Genomic DNA, 13,182 nt, shown 5'->3' on the forward strand with positions numbered 1-13,182 from the left:
ATGCACATGAAATCAGATGATTGCAGAAAAGGCTTAGAAAAAGCACCTCATCGAGCATTATTTAAAGCTTTAGGTTTTATAGATGAAGAAATGGATAGACCACTTATAGGTATTGCTAACTCCTATAGCGAAATAGTGCCAGGACATATGAACTTAGATAAAATCGCTCAAGCAGTTAAAGATGGTATAAGATTGGCAGGTGGAGTACCTGTTGAATTTAGTACTATAGCGGTATGTGATGGAATAGCTATGAATCACAAAGGAATGAGTTATTCTCTCCCATCAAGACAAATAATTGCAGATAGTGTTGAAGTAGTTGCCAATGCTCACGCCTTTGATGGATTAGTTTTACTTCCTAATTGTGATAAGGTTGTCCCAGGCATGCTTATGGCAGCTGCTAGAGTAAATATACCAGCAATACTTGTAAGCGGAGGGCCAATGCTGGCTGGAAAAACTAATGGAAAAGTAACAGATTTAAGTTCTGTGTTTGAAGCAGTGGGAGCAGTTAAAGCTGGCAAAATGACAGAAGAGGAACTTCTGGAAATGGAAAATACAGCTTGTCCTGGATGTGGTTCTTGTTCTGGAATGTTTACAGCAAATTCTATGAACTGTCTATCTGAGGTTTTAGGTATGGCACTTCCTTATAATGGAACCACACCAGCAGTTTTTGCAGAAAGACTAAGACTTGCAAAAAAAACTGGAATGAAAATTGTGGAGCTTGTTAAAAAAGGCATTAAGCCTTCAGACATATTGACAGAAGATACATTTATGAATGCTATAACTGCGGATATGGCACTTGGATGTTCTACAAATTCTTTACTTCATCTTCCAGCTATAGCAAGAGAAGTGGGAGTGGACATAAGCTTTGATAAGGTTAATGAAATAAGTGCTAAAACCCCTAATCTATGTAGACTTAGTCCAGCAGGCAAGGATCATATAGAAGATTTGCATATGGCAGGAGGAATACCTGCGTTACTTAATTTACTTGCTAGACAAAATCTTTTAAATAAAAACTGTTTAACTGTTACGGGAAAAAATATTTATGAAAATGTAAAAGAGACTGAAGTTAAAAATAAAGAAGTTATAAGAGATATAAATAATCCATATAGCAGTACCGGTGGACTTGTGGTGCTAAAAGGAAGTTTAGCACCAGAAGGAGCAGTAGTAAAAAAATCTGCTGTGGCTCCTGAAATGATGAAACATATTGGAAAAGCTAGAGTATTTGACAGCGAAGAAGAAGTGGCAGAATCCATACTAGGTGGAAAAATAAATCATGGAGATGTAGTAGTAATAAGATATGAAGGCCCAAAAGGAGGCCCAGGAATGAAAGAAATGCTCTCTCCTACAGCACTTTTAGCGGGTATGGGATATGACAAAACAGTGGCACTTATAACAGATGGAAGATTTTCTGGAGCCACAAGAGGAGCTTCTATAGGTCATGTTTCACCAGAAGCAGCAGAAGCAGGTCCTATTGCATTAGTTAAAGAAGGAGATTTAATAGAAATAGATATAGAAAATAGAACACTTAATTTATTGGTTGATAAAGAAGAATTAGATAAAAGAAAACCAGAAGTTAAGATGAAATCTGTAGAAGGATATTTAAAATTTTATAGAAAGTTAGTATCCTCAGCTTGTAAAGGAGCAGTTTTTGAAGATATAAAGGAGTGATTCAAATGAAATATACAGGTGCCAGAATTATATTAGAATGTTTGAAAGAACAGGGCGTTGATACTATTTTTGGGTATCCAGGAGGAGCAGTGCTAAATATATATGATGAATTATATTCATTTGAAGGCATAACACATATACGTACAGCTCATGAACAAGCTGCAGCACATGCGGCAGATGGTTACGCCAGAGCTACAGGAAAAGTCGGAGTCTGTATTGCTACTTCAGGACCTGGGGCAACAAATCTTGTAACAGGTATTGCTAATGCTTATATGGATTCTGTGCCTATGGTAGCTATAACAGGACAAGTTCCTACAAGCTTAATTGGAAAGGATTCTTTTCAAGAAGTTGATATAGTAGATATTACTATGCCCATAACTAAACATAATTTTATAGTAAAAAGAATAGAAGATTTAGCACCTGTAATAAGAAAGGCCTTTTATATAGCTAAGAAGGGAAGACCGGGTCCAGTTTTAGTGGATATACCTAAAGATATAACAGCGGCGGTATATGAATTTTATAATGAAGAAGTAAAGGCTATCCCTATAACCCCTATTAAGCAAGAAGAAATAGATAGGGCTTTAGGTGTAATAAATGAAAGTAAAAAGCCAGTTATTGTTGTAGGTGGAGGATGTAATATTTCCAATACTCAAGAAGAACTTTTAAAATTTCAAGATAAATTAAAATGTCCAATTTGTTCCACAATGATGGGATTAGGGTCTTTTGATGGAACCCATCCTATGTTCACAGGAATGGTTGGTATGCATGGAACTTTAGCATCTAATAAATGTATTTGTGAAAGTGATCTTATTATAGCTGTTGGAGCTAGATTTAGTGATAGAGTGATAAGCAATGCTAATACCTTTGCAAAAAACACAAAGGTAATTCATATAGATATAGATGAAGCAGAAGTTTGTAAGAATATAAAGGCTAACTCATGGATTATAGGAAATGTGTGTGATGTTTTAAAAGAATTAAGTAGTAAATTAGAAAAAAGAGAAGAAAATCCATGGACAGAATTTGCTCTTAATTTAATTAAAGAAGAGAGAGCAAGAAGTTTAAAAGTAAATCCCAAGGATTCAGTAAATCCAATTTATCTTATAAGGAAATTATATGAATTTACAAGGGGAGAAGCTATTATAACCACAGAAGTTGGACAAAATCAAATATGGGCAACTCAAGGATATACATTCAAAACCCCGAAAACCTTCATATCTTCTGGAGGATTAGGAACTATGGGTTATGGATTTGGCGCAGCAATAGGTGCTAGTATAGCTAAAAATATACAAGTATTCAATATAGCTGGGGATGGAAGTTTTAAAATGAATTGTAATGAACTAGCCACAGTAGTTGAGTACAATATACCTGTTAAGATTATTGTACTTAATAATGGGGTTTTAGGTATGGTAAGACAGTGGCAGAACCTTTTTTATAAAAAGAGATTTTCTGAAACAACATCCAAAAGAGAAATAGATTTTGCTAAAATAGGAGAAGCTTATGGAGTACTAGGAATTAGTATAAATAGAAATGAAGAAATAGAAGATGCTTTAAAAAAAGCTGTAGAACATAATGGACCAGTTGTTGTAGATTGTTTTGTAGATAAAGGTGCTATGGCTGTACCTATAGTACCGCCTGGAGCTAATATAGAAGAAATGTTGATATTGGATTAAAAATATATTAGGAGGTAAGTATTATGAAAAAGCTTGTTAGAAAAGAGTTAAATAGAGAATTTAATTATTACTTTTTTAGCCTTAGTTATTACTTTTTTAGCTATGGTTATTTTGCATACAAAAAAATAAATAATTCTTTTTCTAATGAGTTTTGGAAAGTATATAATACATGAACAATTATTGGAGTAACACATATTTAAGTGTAACTATTTTTAAAACAAGGCTCGTTAGCGAGCCTTGTTTTTTTATATATAAATATTATAAAATTTCAAATTTATAGATAAGTAAAAAGATTGCATAGCAATTTTTTATAAAAAATTTAATTAATAAGGAGGATATTATTATGATAGTTATTATGACACCAGAAGCAACAAAAGAAAGTATTGAGGCTCTAAAAGTGCAATTAGAAGGTATGGGGGTTGAAGTGCATGAGTCATGTGGACAAAATCACCATATATTAGGATTGGTAGGAGATACAACTAGAATTAGTGCTGATGAAATTGAGAGGAATAGAGATGTTAAAAAAGTAGTATATGTGCAGGAACCTTACAAAAAGGCCAATAGACTTTTTCATCCACAAAATACTGTAGTAGCTGTAAAAGATAGATTAATTGGAGGAAAGGAAATAGCAATAATTGCAGGGCCTTGTTCTGTAGAAAGCCATGAACAAATTTTAACAATAGCAGAAAGCGTTAAAGGTTCAGGAGCTGGATTTTTAAGAGGGGGAGCTTTTAAGCCAAGAACTTCACCCTATAGCTTTCAAGGATTAAAAGAAGATGGACTTGAAATATTAAAATATGCAAGAGAAAAGACAGGACTGCCTATTGTTACAGAACTTATGTCACCATATTTGATAGAAAGATTTGTGGAAGATGTAGATGTAATACAAATTGGTGCAAGGAATATGCAAAATTTTGATCTATTAAGAGAAGTAGGAAGAACTAATAAGCCTATACTTTTAAAGAGAGGACTTAGTGCTACTATAGAAGAATTCCTAATGTCTGCTGAATATATAATGGCTGAAGGGAATGAAAATGTAATACTTTGTGAAAGAGGTATAAGAACTTTTGAAACATACACAAGAAATACATTAGATTTAAGTGCTATACCTGCAATTAAAAAACTAAGCCACCTTCCAGTAATAGTGGACCCTAGTCATGCTGCAGGAATGTGGTGGATGGTAGAACCATTATCAAAAGCAGCTTTAGCTGTAGGAGCTGATGGCTTAATAATAGAAGTTCACAATGATCCAGGTAATGCTAAATGTGATGGGCAACAATCAATTAAACCAGAAAGATTTGAATCATTAATGCAGTCATTAAAACAAATAGCACAAATAGTAGATAGAGAAATATAGAGGAGGATTATAATGAAAGAAGATGATTTTAATATAAATAGATTTAACATAACTATTGTAGGATTGGGACTAGTGGGGGGTTCATATGCTATGGCTTTAGGAAAATTAAAGCCTAAAAGCATATGGGCAGTAGATATAGATAATAAAGCATTGAGAACAGCAGAAGAACTAAATATTATAGATAAAGGGTATACGGATGGGAAAATTCCTTTAAATAATTCAGATTTAGTTATAATATGTTTATATCCAGCATTAGTTAAAAAATTTATTGAAGATAATATTAACAATTTTAAAGCAGGAGCAATTATAACAGATGTAACTGGAATTAAGACTGGTGTTATAGAGGAAATAAATAATTTATTACCGAAAAATGTGGATTTTGTATTTGGACATCCTATGGCTGGAAGAGAGAAGAAAGGATTAGAATATGCATCAGCGGAAGTGTTTAAAGGAGCAAATTACATTATAACCCCTAATAGAAGAAACAAGGAAAAAAGTATTAAAATCATTGAAACTATAGCTAAGGAAGTTGGTTTTAAAAGTGTTACTAAGATTAGTCCAGAAATTCATGATAATGCTATAGCCTTTACCAGCCAGCTTCCTCATGTTATAGCAGTAGCTTTAATAAATAGCGATAATTTGGGTATAAATACAGGTCTATTTATTGGGGACAGTTATAAAGAACTTACAAGAATAGCTCAAATAAATGGCGATTTGTGGACAGAATTATTTATAGGGAATAAGGAAAATCTAGTTAAACATATTGAAATATTTGAAAAGAATATTAAAGTATTAAAAAAGGCTATAATAAATGAAGAAAGAGAAATCCTTCAAAAAGAATTTGATGAATCTAGCAGGAGAAGAAGGGAGATTTCATAGTTGAAAGAATTAAATATAAATCTTATAGATAAAAGCTACAATATATATATTGAAAATGGATTAATTAATTCTATAGGAGATAAAATAAAAAACATATATAATGGAAAAAATATAGTTATAATAACAGATGAAAATGTAGATTACTTTTATGGAGAAAAGGTGAAAAATAATCTGAAGCATAGCAATTTTAAAGTGGAAAAAATAGTAATTAAACCAGGAGAAAAAAGCAAGAGCTTTGAAGTGCTTTTGCAGGTTTATGACAAGATGCTAGACTTAGGAATAAAAAGAGGAGATTTAATAATTGCTTTAGGTGGGGGAGTAGTTGGAGATTTAGGAGGATTTGCAGCGGCTACTTTTCTAAGAGGAGTACCATTTATTCAAATTCCTACATCACTTCTAGCGCAGATAGACAGCAGCATAGGAGGAAAGGTTGCTGTAGATTTACCTAGAGGGAAAAATCTTATAGGAAATTTCTATCACCCTAAAGCTGTATTCATTGATCCACATCTTTTAAAAACTTTAGATAAAAGATTTTTATATGATGGGATGGGTGAAGTAATAAAGTATGCGTGTATAAGGAATAAAAATTTATTTTATAAGTTATTAAATATGGAACATAAAGAAGATCTTCTTTATGATATTGAAGAAATAATCTATACCTGCTGTAATATTAAAAAGCAGGTAGTAGAAAGAGATGAGAAAGATACAGGGGAAAGAATGATTTTAAACTTTGGACATACTATAGGACACAGTTTAGAGAAATATTTTAATTTTGAAAAATATACTCATGGTGAGGCTGTGGCAATAGGTATGTATACCATAACAAAACATAGTGAAGATATGGGGCTAACTGAAAAGGGAACTTCAGATTCAATAAAGAAAGTGTTAAATAAATATAATCTTCCTTATGAAGAAAACAATATTGACAAGGAAAAAATAATAGAAGCTATATCATTAGATAAAAAGGGTGAAGGAGATTTTATTAATTTAGTTTTGCTTAATAATATTGGAGAAGTGTTTATTAATAAAGTAGAGAAAAGTAACATTTATAAATATATTATATGATTTATGGAGTGATTGTTATTTTCAGGTGAAGGTTACTTAAATAAAATTAAAACCTAAAAGGACTTATTTAGGAGCGTACCTACTGGATAAAGCCAATATTCCTACTTATATAAAGGAGATGATAGAATGAATTCTGTAAGAATAGAGCCTTGTAAACTTAAGGGAAAAATAAAAATACCTGCATCAAAAAGTTTATGTCATAGGGCGGTAATTTGTGCAGCTTTGGCCCAGGGGGAAAGTAATATAGAAAATGTAATATTATCTGATGATATTCATGCCACTTGTAAAGGTATGGAAAGCTTTGGAGCAAAAATAGAAAACAAAAGTGAGCAAAGTCTAATAATCAAAGGTAACTTTCCTTTAAACTTACAAAAAGAAACAATAGATTGCATAGAGTCAGGATCCACTCTTAGGTTTTTAATTCCTATAGCATTACTTTCAAATAAAAAAGTAGTGTTTAAGGGGAGAGGTAAACTAGTGAGTCGTCCACTTAATACTTATTATGAAATATTTCAGCGTGAAAATATAAAGTATATAAATGACAATGGTAATTTACCACTACAAATTGAAGGAACATTAAAATCTGGAACTTTTAAAGTTAAGGGAAATATAAGTTCACAGTTTATAACAGGGCTTATGTTTGTCCTTCCATTATTACAGGGGGATTCAAAAATAATAATAACCACTGAACTAGAATCAAAGGGATATGTGGATTTAACTATAGATATGCTAAATAAATTTGGAATTAAAATAGAAAATAATAATTATAAAGAATTTTTAATAAAGGGTGATCAAAGATATATCAATAGAAATTATAAAGTAGAGGGGGATTTTTCACAGGCAGCTTTTTGGCTTGTAGCAGGAATATTAGGAGAAGAAATTCAGGGAGAGGATTTAAATATAAATTCTTTGCAAGGAGATAAAGTTATCATAGATTTAATAGAAAAAATGGGTGGAAATATACTAATAGATAATGATTTAGTTAAAACGAAGGCTTCAAAAACAAAAGGAGTAATAATAGATGCCTCTCAATGTCCAGATTTGGTTCCTATACTTACAGTGCTAGCAGCATTAAGTGAAGGGGAAACAAGAATTGGTAATGCAGAAAGACTTAGAATAAAAGAATCGGATAGATTAAAGGCAATATCTACAGAATTAAATAAATTAGGAGCAGATGTACAAGAATTAGAGGATGGTTTAATAATTAATGGTAAACAAAAGCTAAAAGGCGGCATTGTAGATAGTTGGAATGACCATAGAATAGCTATGGCACTGGCTATTGCTTCAATAAAATGTACAGAGACAGTTACCATAACAAATAGCAATGCAGTGAATAAATCCTATCCTCACTTTTGGGAAGATTTTAAAAAACTAGGAGGAAAACTTTATGAGTGCAGTATGGGGAAATAATATTAAGCTTTCTATATTTGGAGAATCCCATGGAAAAGCTATTGGTATAAATATAGATGGATTACCTTCTGGAGTGGAATTAGATTTGGAAAATATTAAAATGGAAATGAGTAGAAGAGCACCTGGGAAAGATAAAATATCCACTGCAAGAAATGAAAAAGATGAATTTCAAATATTAAGTGGATATTTTAATAATAGAACCACAGGTACTCCTCTATGTGTGATTATTCCTAATAGTGATCAACACTCGAAGGATTATGAAAAAATGAAGAATATAGTTAGGCCATCCCATGGGGATTTCCCGGGAAACGTAAAGTATAGTGGATATAACGATTATAGAGGGGGAGGGCATTTTTCAGGAAGAATAACAGCTCCTATAGTTTTTGCAGGAGCAATAGCTAAACAGATTTTAAAAGATAAAAATATAATAGTTGGAAGCCATATAAAAAGTATAGGCAATATAAATGATGATTTCTTTAATAAAATAGATATAAAATCTGAGATTTTAGAAGAACTGAGAAATAAAAAGTTCCCTGTTATAAAGGATGAAAAAGCTGAGGAAATGCAGGGGGTAATACTAAAAGCAAAAGAAGAGTTAGATTCTGTTGGCGGAACAATAGAAACGGCTGTAATAAATATACCTGCGGGTATTGGAGAACCTTTCTTCCATTCAGTAGAAAGTAGTATAGCTCATATGATATTTTCTATTCCTGGTGTAAAGGGAATAGAGTTTGGAGAAGGCTTTAATATAGCAAAATTCACGGCATCTCAGGCTAATGATGAATATTATATAAAGAATAATGAAGTTAAAACCTATACAAATAATAATGGAGGTATACTAGGAGGAATTACAAATGGAATGCCTATAATATTTACCACAGCTATGAAACCTACTCCATCCATCGGTAAGATACAGAACACAATAGATATAGAAAAAAAGAAAAATATACAAATTAAAATAGAAGGTCGTCACGACCCTTGCATAGTTCCTAGAGCAGTGCCTGTAATTGAGGGGGCTACAGCACTGGTAATATTAGATTTATTAATGGAAAGGAAGAGTATATAATGGGGTATTTAGAAGAACTACGAAATGAAATTGATAATGTAGATAAAGAGTTGGTGGAATTATTTGAGAAGAGAATGGAAATTGTATTAAATGTAGCTAAGTATAAAAAAGAAAATAATATTCCTATATTAAACAATTCAAGAGAACAAGAAGTAATAAAAAAGAATGTTAATTATTTAAAAAATAAAAATCTCCAAAGGTATCTTACAGATTTTTTTATTAAATTAATGGATGCGAGCAAGGAGTATCAAGGAGAACAAATAAATAATAAAGAGCAGATTTATTGTACAAAACAGTGTAAACTTAAGGTTGGATTTCAAGGAACTGTAGGCTCATTTAGTGAACAAGCACTTGTTGAGTATTTTGGAGAACAGGTAGATGTTTATCCAGTTAATCAATTTAAAGATGTATTTAATGATTTGAAAAATGGTAAAATCCATTATGGAGTATTACCTATTGAAAACTCATCTACTGGTGCCATAACAGAGGTTTATGATCTTTTACGAGAATATGGATTATATATAGTAGGAAGTACATGTGTAAAGGTTGACCATAATTTATTAGGTGTAAAAGGAACGAAAATTGAAGATATAAAAGAAGTATATTCTCATTCTCAAGCTTTTAAACAAAGTAGTGGATTTTTAAATAAAAATAACAATTGGACATTAATTCCTTATTATAATACAGCAATAAGTGCAGAATTGATCAAAAATGAAAATTGTAAATATAAGGCTGCCATAGGCAGCAAGAAGGCATCAGAAGTATATGGGTTAGATATAATAAAGGCTAACATAAATAATAGTAATAATAACTATACCAGATTTATAATAATAGGAAAAAATTTAGAAATAAAGAATGATAATGATACAATAAGTATTGTAATTTCAAGTCCACATAAGGCAGGTGCATTGTATAATAGCCTAAGAGTTTTTAAGGAAAATAATTTGAATATGATAAGAATAGAATCAAGGCCTGTTATAAAAAGACCTTGGGAATATTTTTTCTATATAGATTTTCAAGGGAATTTAGATGATAACACTGTGAAAGAAGCTATAAATTACATCCAAAGCAATAGTAGTTATTTTAAAATACTTGGAAATTATAAAAACAGTTAGAAGGTGAATAAATTTGAGTATGTTATTTGGACTTTTAGGAGAAAAATTAGGCCATAGTTTTTCTCCACAAATACATCTATCAATATTTAAAGAATTGAATATTGATGGTATTTATAAGTTGTTTGAGGTTAAAAAAGAAGATTTACAGAAAGCAATAAAAGGCTTTAAAGATTTGCAAGTTAAGGGGATTAATGTTACTATACCTTATAAAGTTCAAGTGAAAAAATATTTAGATTACATATCAGAAGAAGCAGAGAAAATAGGAGCTGTAAATACTATAACTTTTAAAGACAATAAAATAGTGGGATATAATACTGATTATTATGGATTTAAAATGATGTTAGACAAATTTAATGTAGAAGTAAAGAATAAAAAAGTTGTTATATTGGGTACAGGAGGAGCAGCAAATTCAATAATTCAATATGTTTTGGATGAAGATGCTAAAGATATTGCTTTGGTAACTAGAAATTTAAATAAAGTAAAAGATAATTTTAAGAAATTCAATTTGATAAATTATGATGAATTAAATTATTTAAAACAAGGAGATATTATTATAAATACTACTCCAGTAGGCATGTACCCAAATGTAGATAACTCTGCTGTGAAAAAAGAAGTTATTTCAAATTTTAACATTGCAATTGATTTAATATATAATCCAAGAAAGACTAAGTTTTTAAAATATGCAGAAGAGAGTGGATTAAAGATTTTAGATGGATTATATATGCTTGTAGGGCAAGCTGTTAAGGCGGAGGAGATATGGAACAATGTTAACATTAGTGATAGTTCCATAGAAAAAATTTATAAAAATATAGAAATTATGCTAAGTGGTGAGGAAAATTGAAAGGAAAAAATAATATAGTTTTAATTGGAATGCCTGGCTCTGGTAAATCCACCATAGGATTTGAGCTATCTAAAAGACTTAATAAAAATTTTTATGATGTTGATAAATATATAGAAGAAATAGAGAAAAGAAGTATAAATGAAATCTTTAAAATGGGGGAAGAGTATTTTAGAGAAATAGAAAGCAAAGCAATAGAAGAGATAAGTAAAAAAAATTTATCTGTTATAGCTACTGGAGGAGGAGCAATCAAACTTAAGCGTAATATGGATATACTAAGGGAAAATGGTATTGTTATATTTATAAATAGATCTTTAAAAAATATATTTGAAGATATAGATATAGAAGGCAGACCTCTTTTAAAAAATGACAAAGAAAGACTTTATAAATTATATGAGGAGAGATATTCTTTATATAAAAAATTTTGTGATTATGAAGTGATAAATGATGATAATTTAGAAAATGTAATAAATAACATTGTAAATATTTTAAATGAGGTGATTAGGTGAAAATTTTAATAATAAATGGCCCTAATATTAATCTTTTAGGTATAAGAGAAAAACATATATATGGTAGTGAAACCTATGAAAGTATGTGCAATTATCTATATAAAGAAAGTAAAAAACTGGGATTAAATATTAATATAGTTCAAAGCAATATAGAAGGAGAAATAATAAATTATATACAAAGGGCTTATGGAGAGTTTGATGGAATAATAATAAATCCAGGAGCATATACTCATTACAGTATTGCCATATATGATGCTTTAAAGGCTGTGGATATTCCTACAGTAGAAGTGCATATAAGTAATATCCACACTAGAGAGGAATATAGAAAGAAATCTGTTACTGCTGGGGCTTGTATTGGGCAGGTATGCGGATTTAAAAAATACGGATATGTAATGGCAATGATGGCACTACAAGAATTTATAAAATAAATCTAGCCTAGTTTAAAATAATGAAGACTAATATAGAATGGAAAAAATTAGGTGAAGGATGTGTGTTTTTATAAACTTCATCTGAAGCTAAGAATTACTTAATCCTCCACCTATGACTACAGTATAGTTTGTTCAGAATAAAAAGGTTCTACATGAACCATGCAATGCTTTATATTTTCAATTTTGTTTTCTAAATTATCATGAACGGCTGTGGCAATTCTATGACTTTCTTCCACAGTCATTTTACTGTCTACATATATTTCTATGTCTACATACACCTTACTTCCAAAAGTTCTAGTTTTTAAATTATATATATTTTCTACACCATTTATTTTTAATGTCTCTTCTTTTATTGTAGCTATAGTTTCTTTGTCAGCAGAGGTATCCACTAATTCTTTTACAGATTTTAAATAAAATTCTATAGCAACTTTTATTATAAAGAAACTTACGATTATACTAGTTAAGGGATCTAATATTTTTAAACCTGCTCTTGCACCAAATATACCTATAAAAGTTCCAATAGATGAAAGTGCATCGGATCTATGATGCCAAGCATCAGCTTCCATAGAAATACTTTTTATTTTTTTAGCGGTATATATGGTATATCTATACATAAATTCTTTAGCTATTATAGATACTACTGCTGCAATAAGTGCAATAGTTCCAGGAGTATTGTAATTCCCAGAAAGAAGTACTTTTACTCCTTCATAAGCTATAAAGATACCTGTTATAAGCAATAAAGTACTTATTATTTTAGCATATACAGGTTCGAATTTTTCATGTCCATAAGGATGTTCTTCATCTTCTTTTTTACTAGAAATTTTTAATCCTAAAATAACCATTATTGTTGTAATAACATCTGATAAAGTGTGAATGCCATCAGCAATCATAGCACTACTTTTTCCAAATATTCCTGCCATAACTTTAAATAAGCATAAAAACACATTCATTAATATAGTTAATAAAGATACTTTTTTGCCTTCTTCATAAACATTCATAAAAGCTCCTCCTATTTTCAACTGATAATTATATTATATTCTAAAAAACCTTTAATGTGAATAGTTTTTAGTAAAATTAATCTATGATATTTATTATCAATTGATAATAAAATTCTTTATCTGTCAAGGATAATATAATTTTTAATAGTGGCTTTATTATTGTATTATTGTATATAATT

The 13,182-nt window shown here is 30.3% G+C and carries 13 protein-coding genes; 12 read left to right on the plus strand and 1 reads right to left on the minus strand.

From position 1 onward, the window contains the following. Positions 1-6 precede the first annotated feature (6 nt). The 12 genes from ilvD (at position 7) to aroQ (ending at position 12,005) form a co-directional block, all read left to right on the plus strand. Positions 7-1,668 carry a dihydroxy-acid dehydratase gene (ilvD, locus tag J2Z24_RS05060; RefSeq protein WP_035148773.1) on the plus strand — a complete coding sequence of 554 codons (1,662 nt, stop codon included), beginning with the start codon at positions 7-9 and terminating at the stop codon, positions 1,666-1,668. Positions 1,669-1,673: 5 nt separating this feature from the next. Beyond that, a complete protein-coding gene (ilvB, locus tag J2Z24_RS05065) occupies positions 1,674-3,338 on the plus strand; it encodes a biosynthetic-type acetolactate synthase large subunit (RefSeq protein WP_035148774.1) in 1,665 nt (554 codons plus the stop codon). A 23-nt stretch (positions 3,339-3,361) separates the two neighbouring features. After that, entirely contained in the window at positions 3,362-3,511 is a 150-nt protein-coding gene (locus tag J2Z24_RS05070) for a hypothetical protein (protein WP_173680057.1), read from the plus strand. A 170-nt stretch (positions 3,512-3,681) separates the two neighbouring features. Continuing rightward, positions 3,682-4,695, plus strand: a complete 1,014-nt coding sequence (gene aroF / locus J2Z24_RS05075) for a 3-deoxy-7-phosphoheptulonate synthase (protein WP_035149595.1) — start codon at positions 3,682-3,684, stop codon at positions 4,693-4,695. A gap of 12 nt (positions 4,696-4,707) precedes the next feature. After that, entirely contained in the window at positions 4,708-5,574 is an 867-nt protein-coding gene (locus tag J2Z24_RS05080; RefSeq protein ID WP_051593354.1) for a prephenate dehydrogenase, read from the plus strand. Then, positions 5,575-6,639 (plus strand): 3-dehydroquinate synthase, encoded by a 1,065-nt coding sequence (gene aroB, locus J2Z24_RS05085; protein WP_035149592.1) that lies wholly within the window; start codon positions 5,575-5,577, stop codon positions 6,637-6,639. Positions 6,640-6,765: 126 nt separating this feature from the next. After that, complete coding sequence (aroA, locus tag J2Z24_RS05090) at positions 6,766-8,049, plus strand: 3-phosphoshikimate 1-carboxyvinyltransferase (protein ID WP_035149590.1); 1,284 nt, start codon at positions 6,766-6,768, stop codon at positions 8,047-8,049. Continuing rightward, the gene (gene aroC / locus J2Z24_RS05095; protein WP_035149588.1) at positions 8,027-9,115 is read left to right on the plus strand and encodes a chorismate synthase; all 1,089 of its coding nucleotides are present in this window, start codon (positions 8,027-8,029) and stop codon (positions 9,113-9,115) included. Before aroA ends, aroC begins: the two co-directional genes overlap by 23 nt. Beyond that, entirely contained in the window at positions 9,115-10,230 is a 1,116-nt protein-coding gene (pheA, locus tag J2Z24_RS05100; protein WP_035149587.1) for a prephenate dehydratase, read from the plus strand. The genes aroC and pheA overlap by 1 nt, the downstream gene beginning before the upstream one ends. Before the next feature lie 19 nt (positions 10,231-10,249). Continuing rightward, positions 10,250-11,071, plus strand: coding sequence for a shikimate dehydrogenase (aroE, locus tag J2Z24_RS05105; protein ID WP_035149585.1), 822 nt, complete (start codon positions 10,250-10,252; stop codon positions 11,069-11,071). Further along, positions 11,068-11,577 (plus strand): shikimate kinase, encoded by a 510-nt coding sequence (locus J2Z24_RS05110; protein WP_241392944.1) that lies wholly within the window; start codon positions 11,068-11,070, stop codon positions 11,575-11,577. Before aroE ends, J2Z24_RS05110 begins: the two co-directional genes overlap by 4 nt. Beyond that, entirely contained in the window at positions 11,574-12,005 is a 432-nt protein-coding gene (gene aroQ, locus J2Z24_RS05115) for a type II 3-dehydroquinate dehydratase (protein WP_035149584.1), read from the plus strand. Before J2Z24_RS05110 ends, aroQ begins: the two co-directional genes overlap by 4 nt. A gap of 116 nt (positions 12,006-12,121) precedes the next feature. Here aroQ and J2Z24_RS05120 read toward each other — a convergent pair whose 3' ends face one another. Then, entirely contained in the window at positions 12,122-13,003 is an 882-nt protein-coding gene (locus J2Z24_RS05120) for a cation diffusion facilitator family transporter (RefSeq protein WP_035149582.1), read from the minus strand. Between the last annotated feature and the right edge of the window lie 179 nt (positions 13,004-13,182).

Source organism: Clostridium tetanomorphum (assembly GCF_017873215.1).
Classification (GTDB): domain Bacteria; phylum Bacillota; class Clostridia; order Clostridiales; family Clostridiaceae; genus Clostridium_AO; species Clostridium_AO tetanomorphum.

Excerpts from the sequence above, each read along its gene's own strand:
- J2Z24_RS05120 (WP_035149582.1), bottom strand. The coding sequence starts at position 13,003 with ATGAATGTTTATGAAGAAGGCAAAAAAGTATCTTTATTAACTATATTA.
- J2Z24_RS05080 (WP_051593354.1), top strand. The coding sequence starts at position 4,708 with ATGAAAGAAGATGATTTTAATATAAATAGATTTAACATAACTATTGTA.
- ilvD (WP_035148773.1), top strand. The coding sequence starts at position 7 with ATGAAATCAGATGATTGCAGAAAAGGCTTAGAAAAAGCACCTCATCGA.
- J2Z24_RS05070 (WP_173680057.1), top strand. The coding sequence starts at position 3,362 with ATGAAAAAGCTTGTTAGAAAAGAGTTAAATAGAGAATTTAATTATTAC.
- aroA (WP_035149590.1), top strand. The coding sequence starts at position 6,766 with ATGAATTCTGTAAGAATAGAGCCTTGTAAACTTAAGGGAAAAATAAAA.
- aroC (WP_035149588.1), top strand. The coding sequence starts at position 8,027 with ATGAGTGCAGTATGGGGAAATAATATTAAGCTTTCTATATTTGGAGAA.
- aroE (WP_035149585.1), top strand. The coding sequence starts at position 10,250 with ATGTTATTTGGACTTTTAGGAGAAAAATTAGGCCATAGTTTTTCTCCA.
- ilvB (WP_035148774.1), top strand. The coding sequence starts at position 1,674 with ATGAAATATACAGGTGCCAGAATTATATTAGAATGTTTGAAAGAACAG.
- pheA (WP_035149587.1), top strand. The coding sequence starts at position 9,115 with ATGGGGTATTTAGAAGAACTACGAAATGAAATTGATAATGTAGATAAA.
- aroF (WP_035149595.1), top strand. The coding sequence starts at position 3,682 with ATGATAGTTATTATGACACCAGAAGCAACAAAAGAAAGTATTGAGGCT.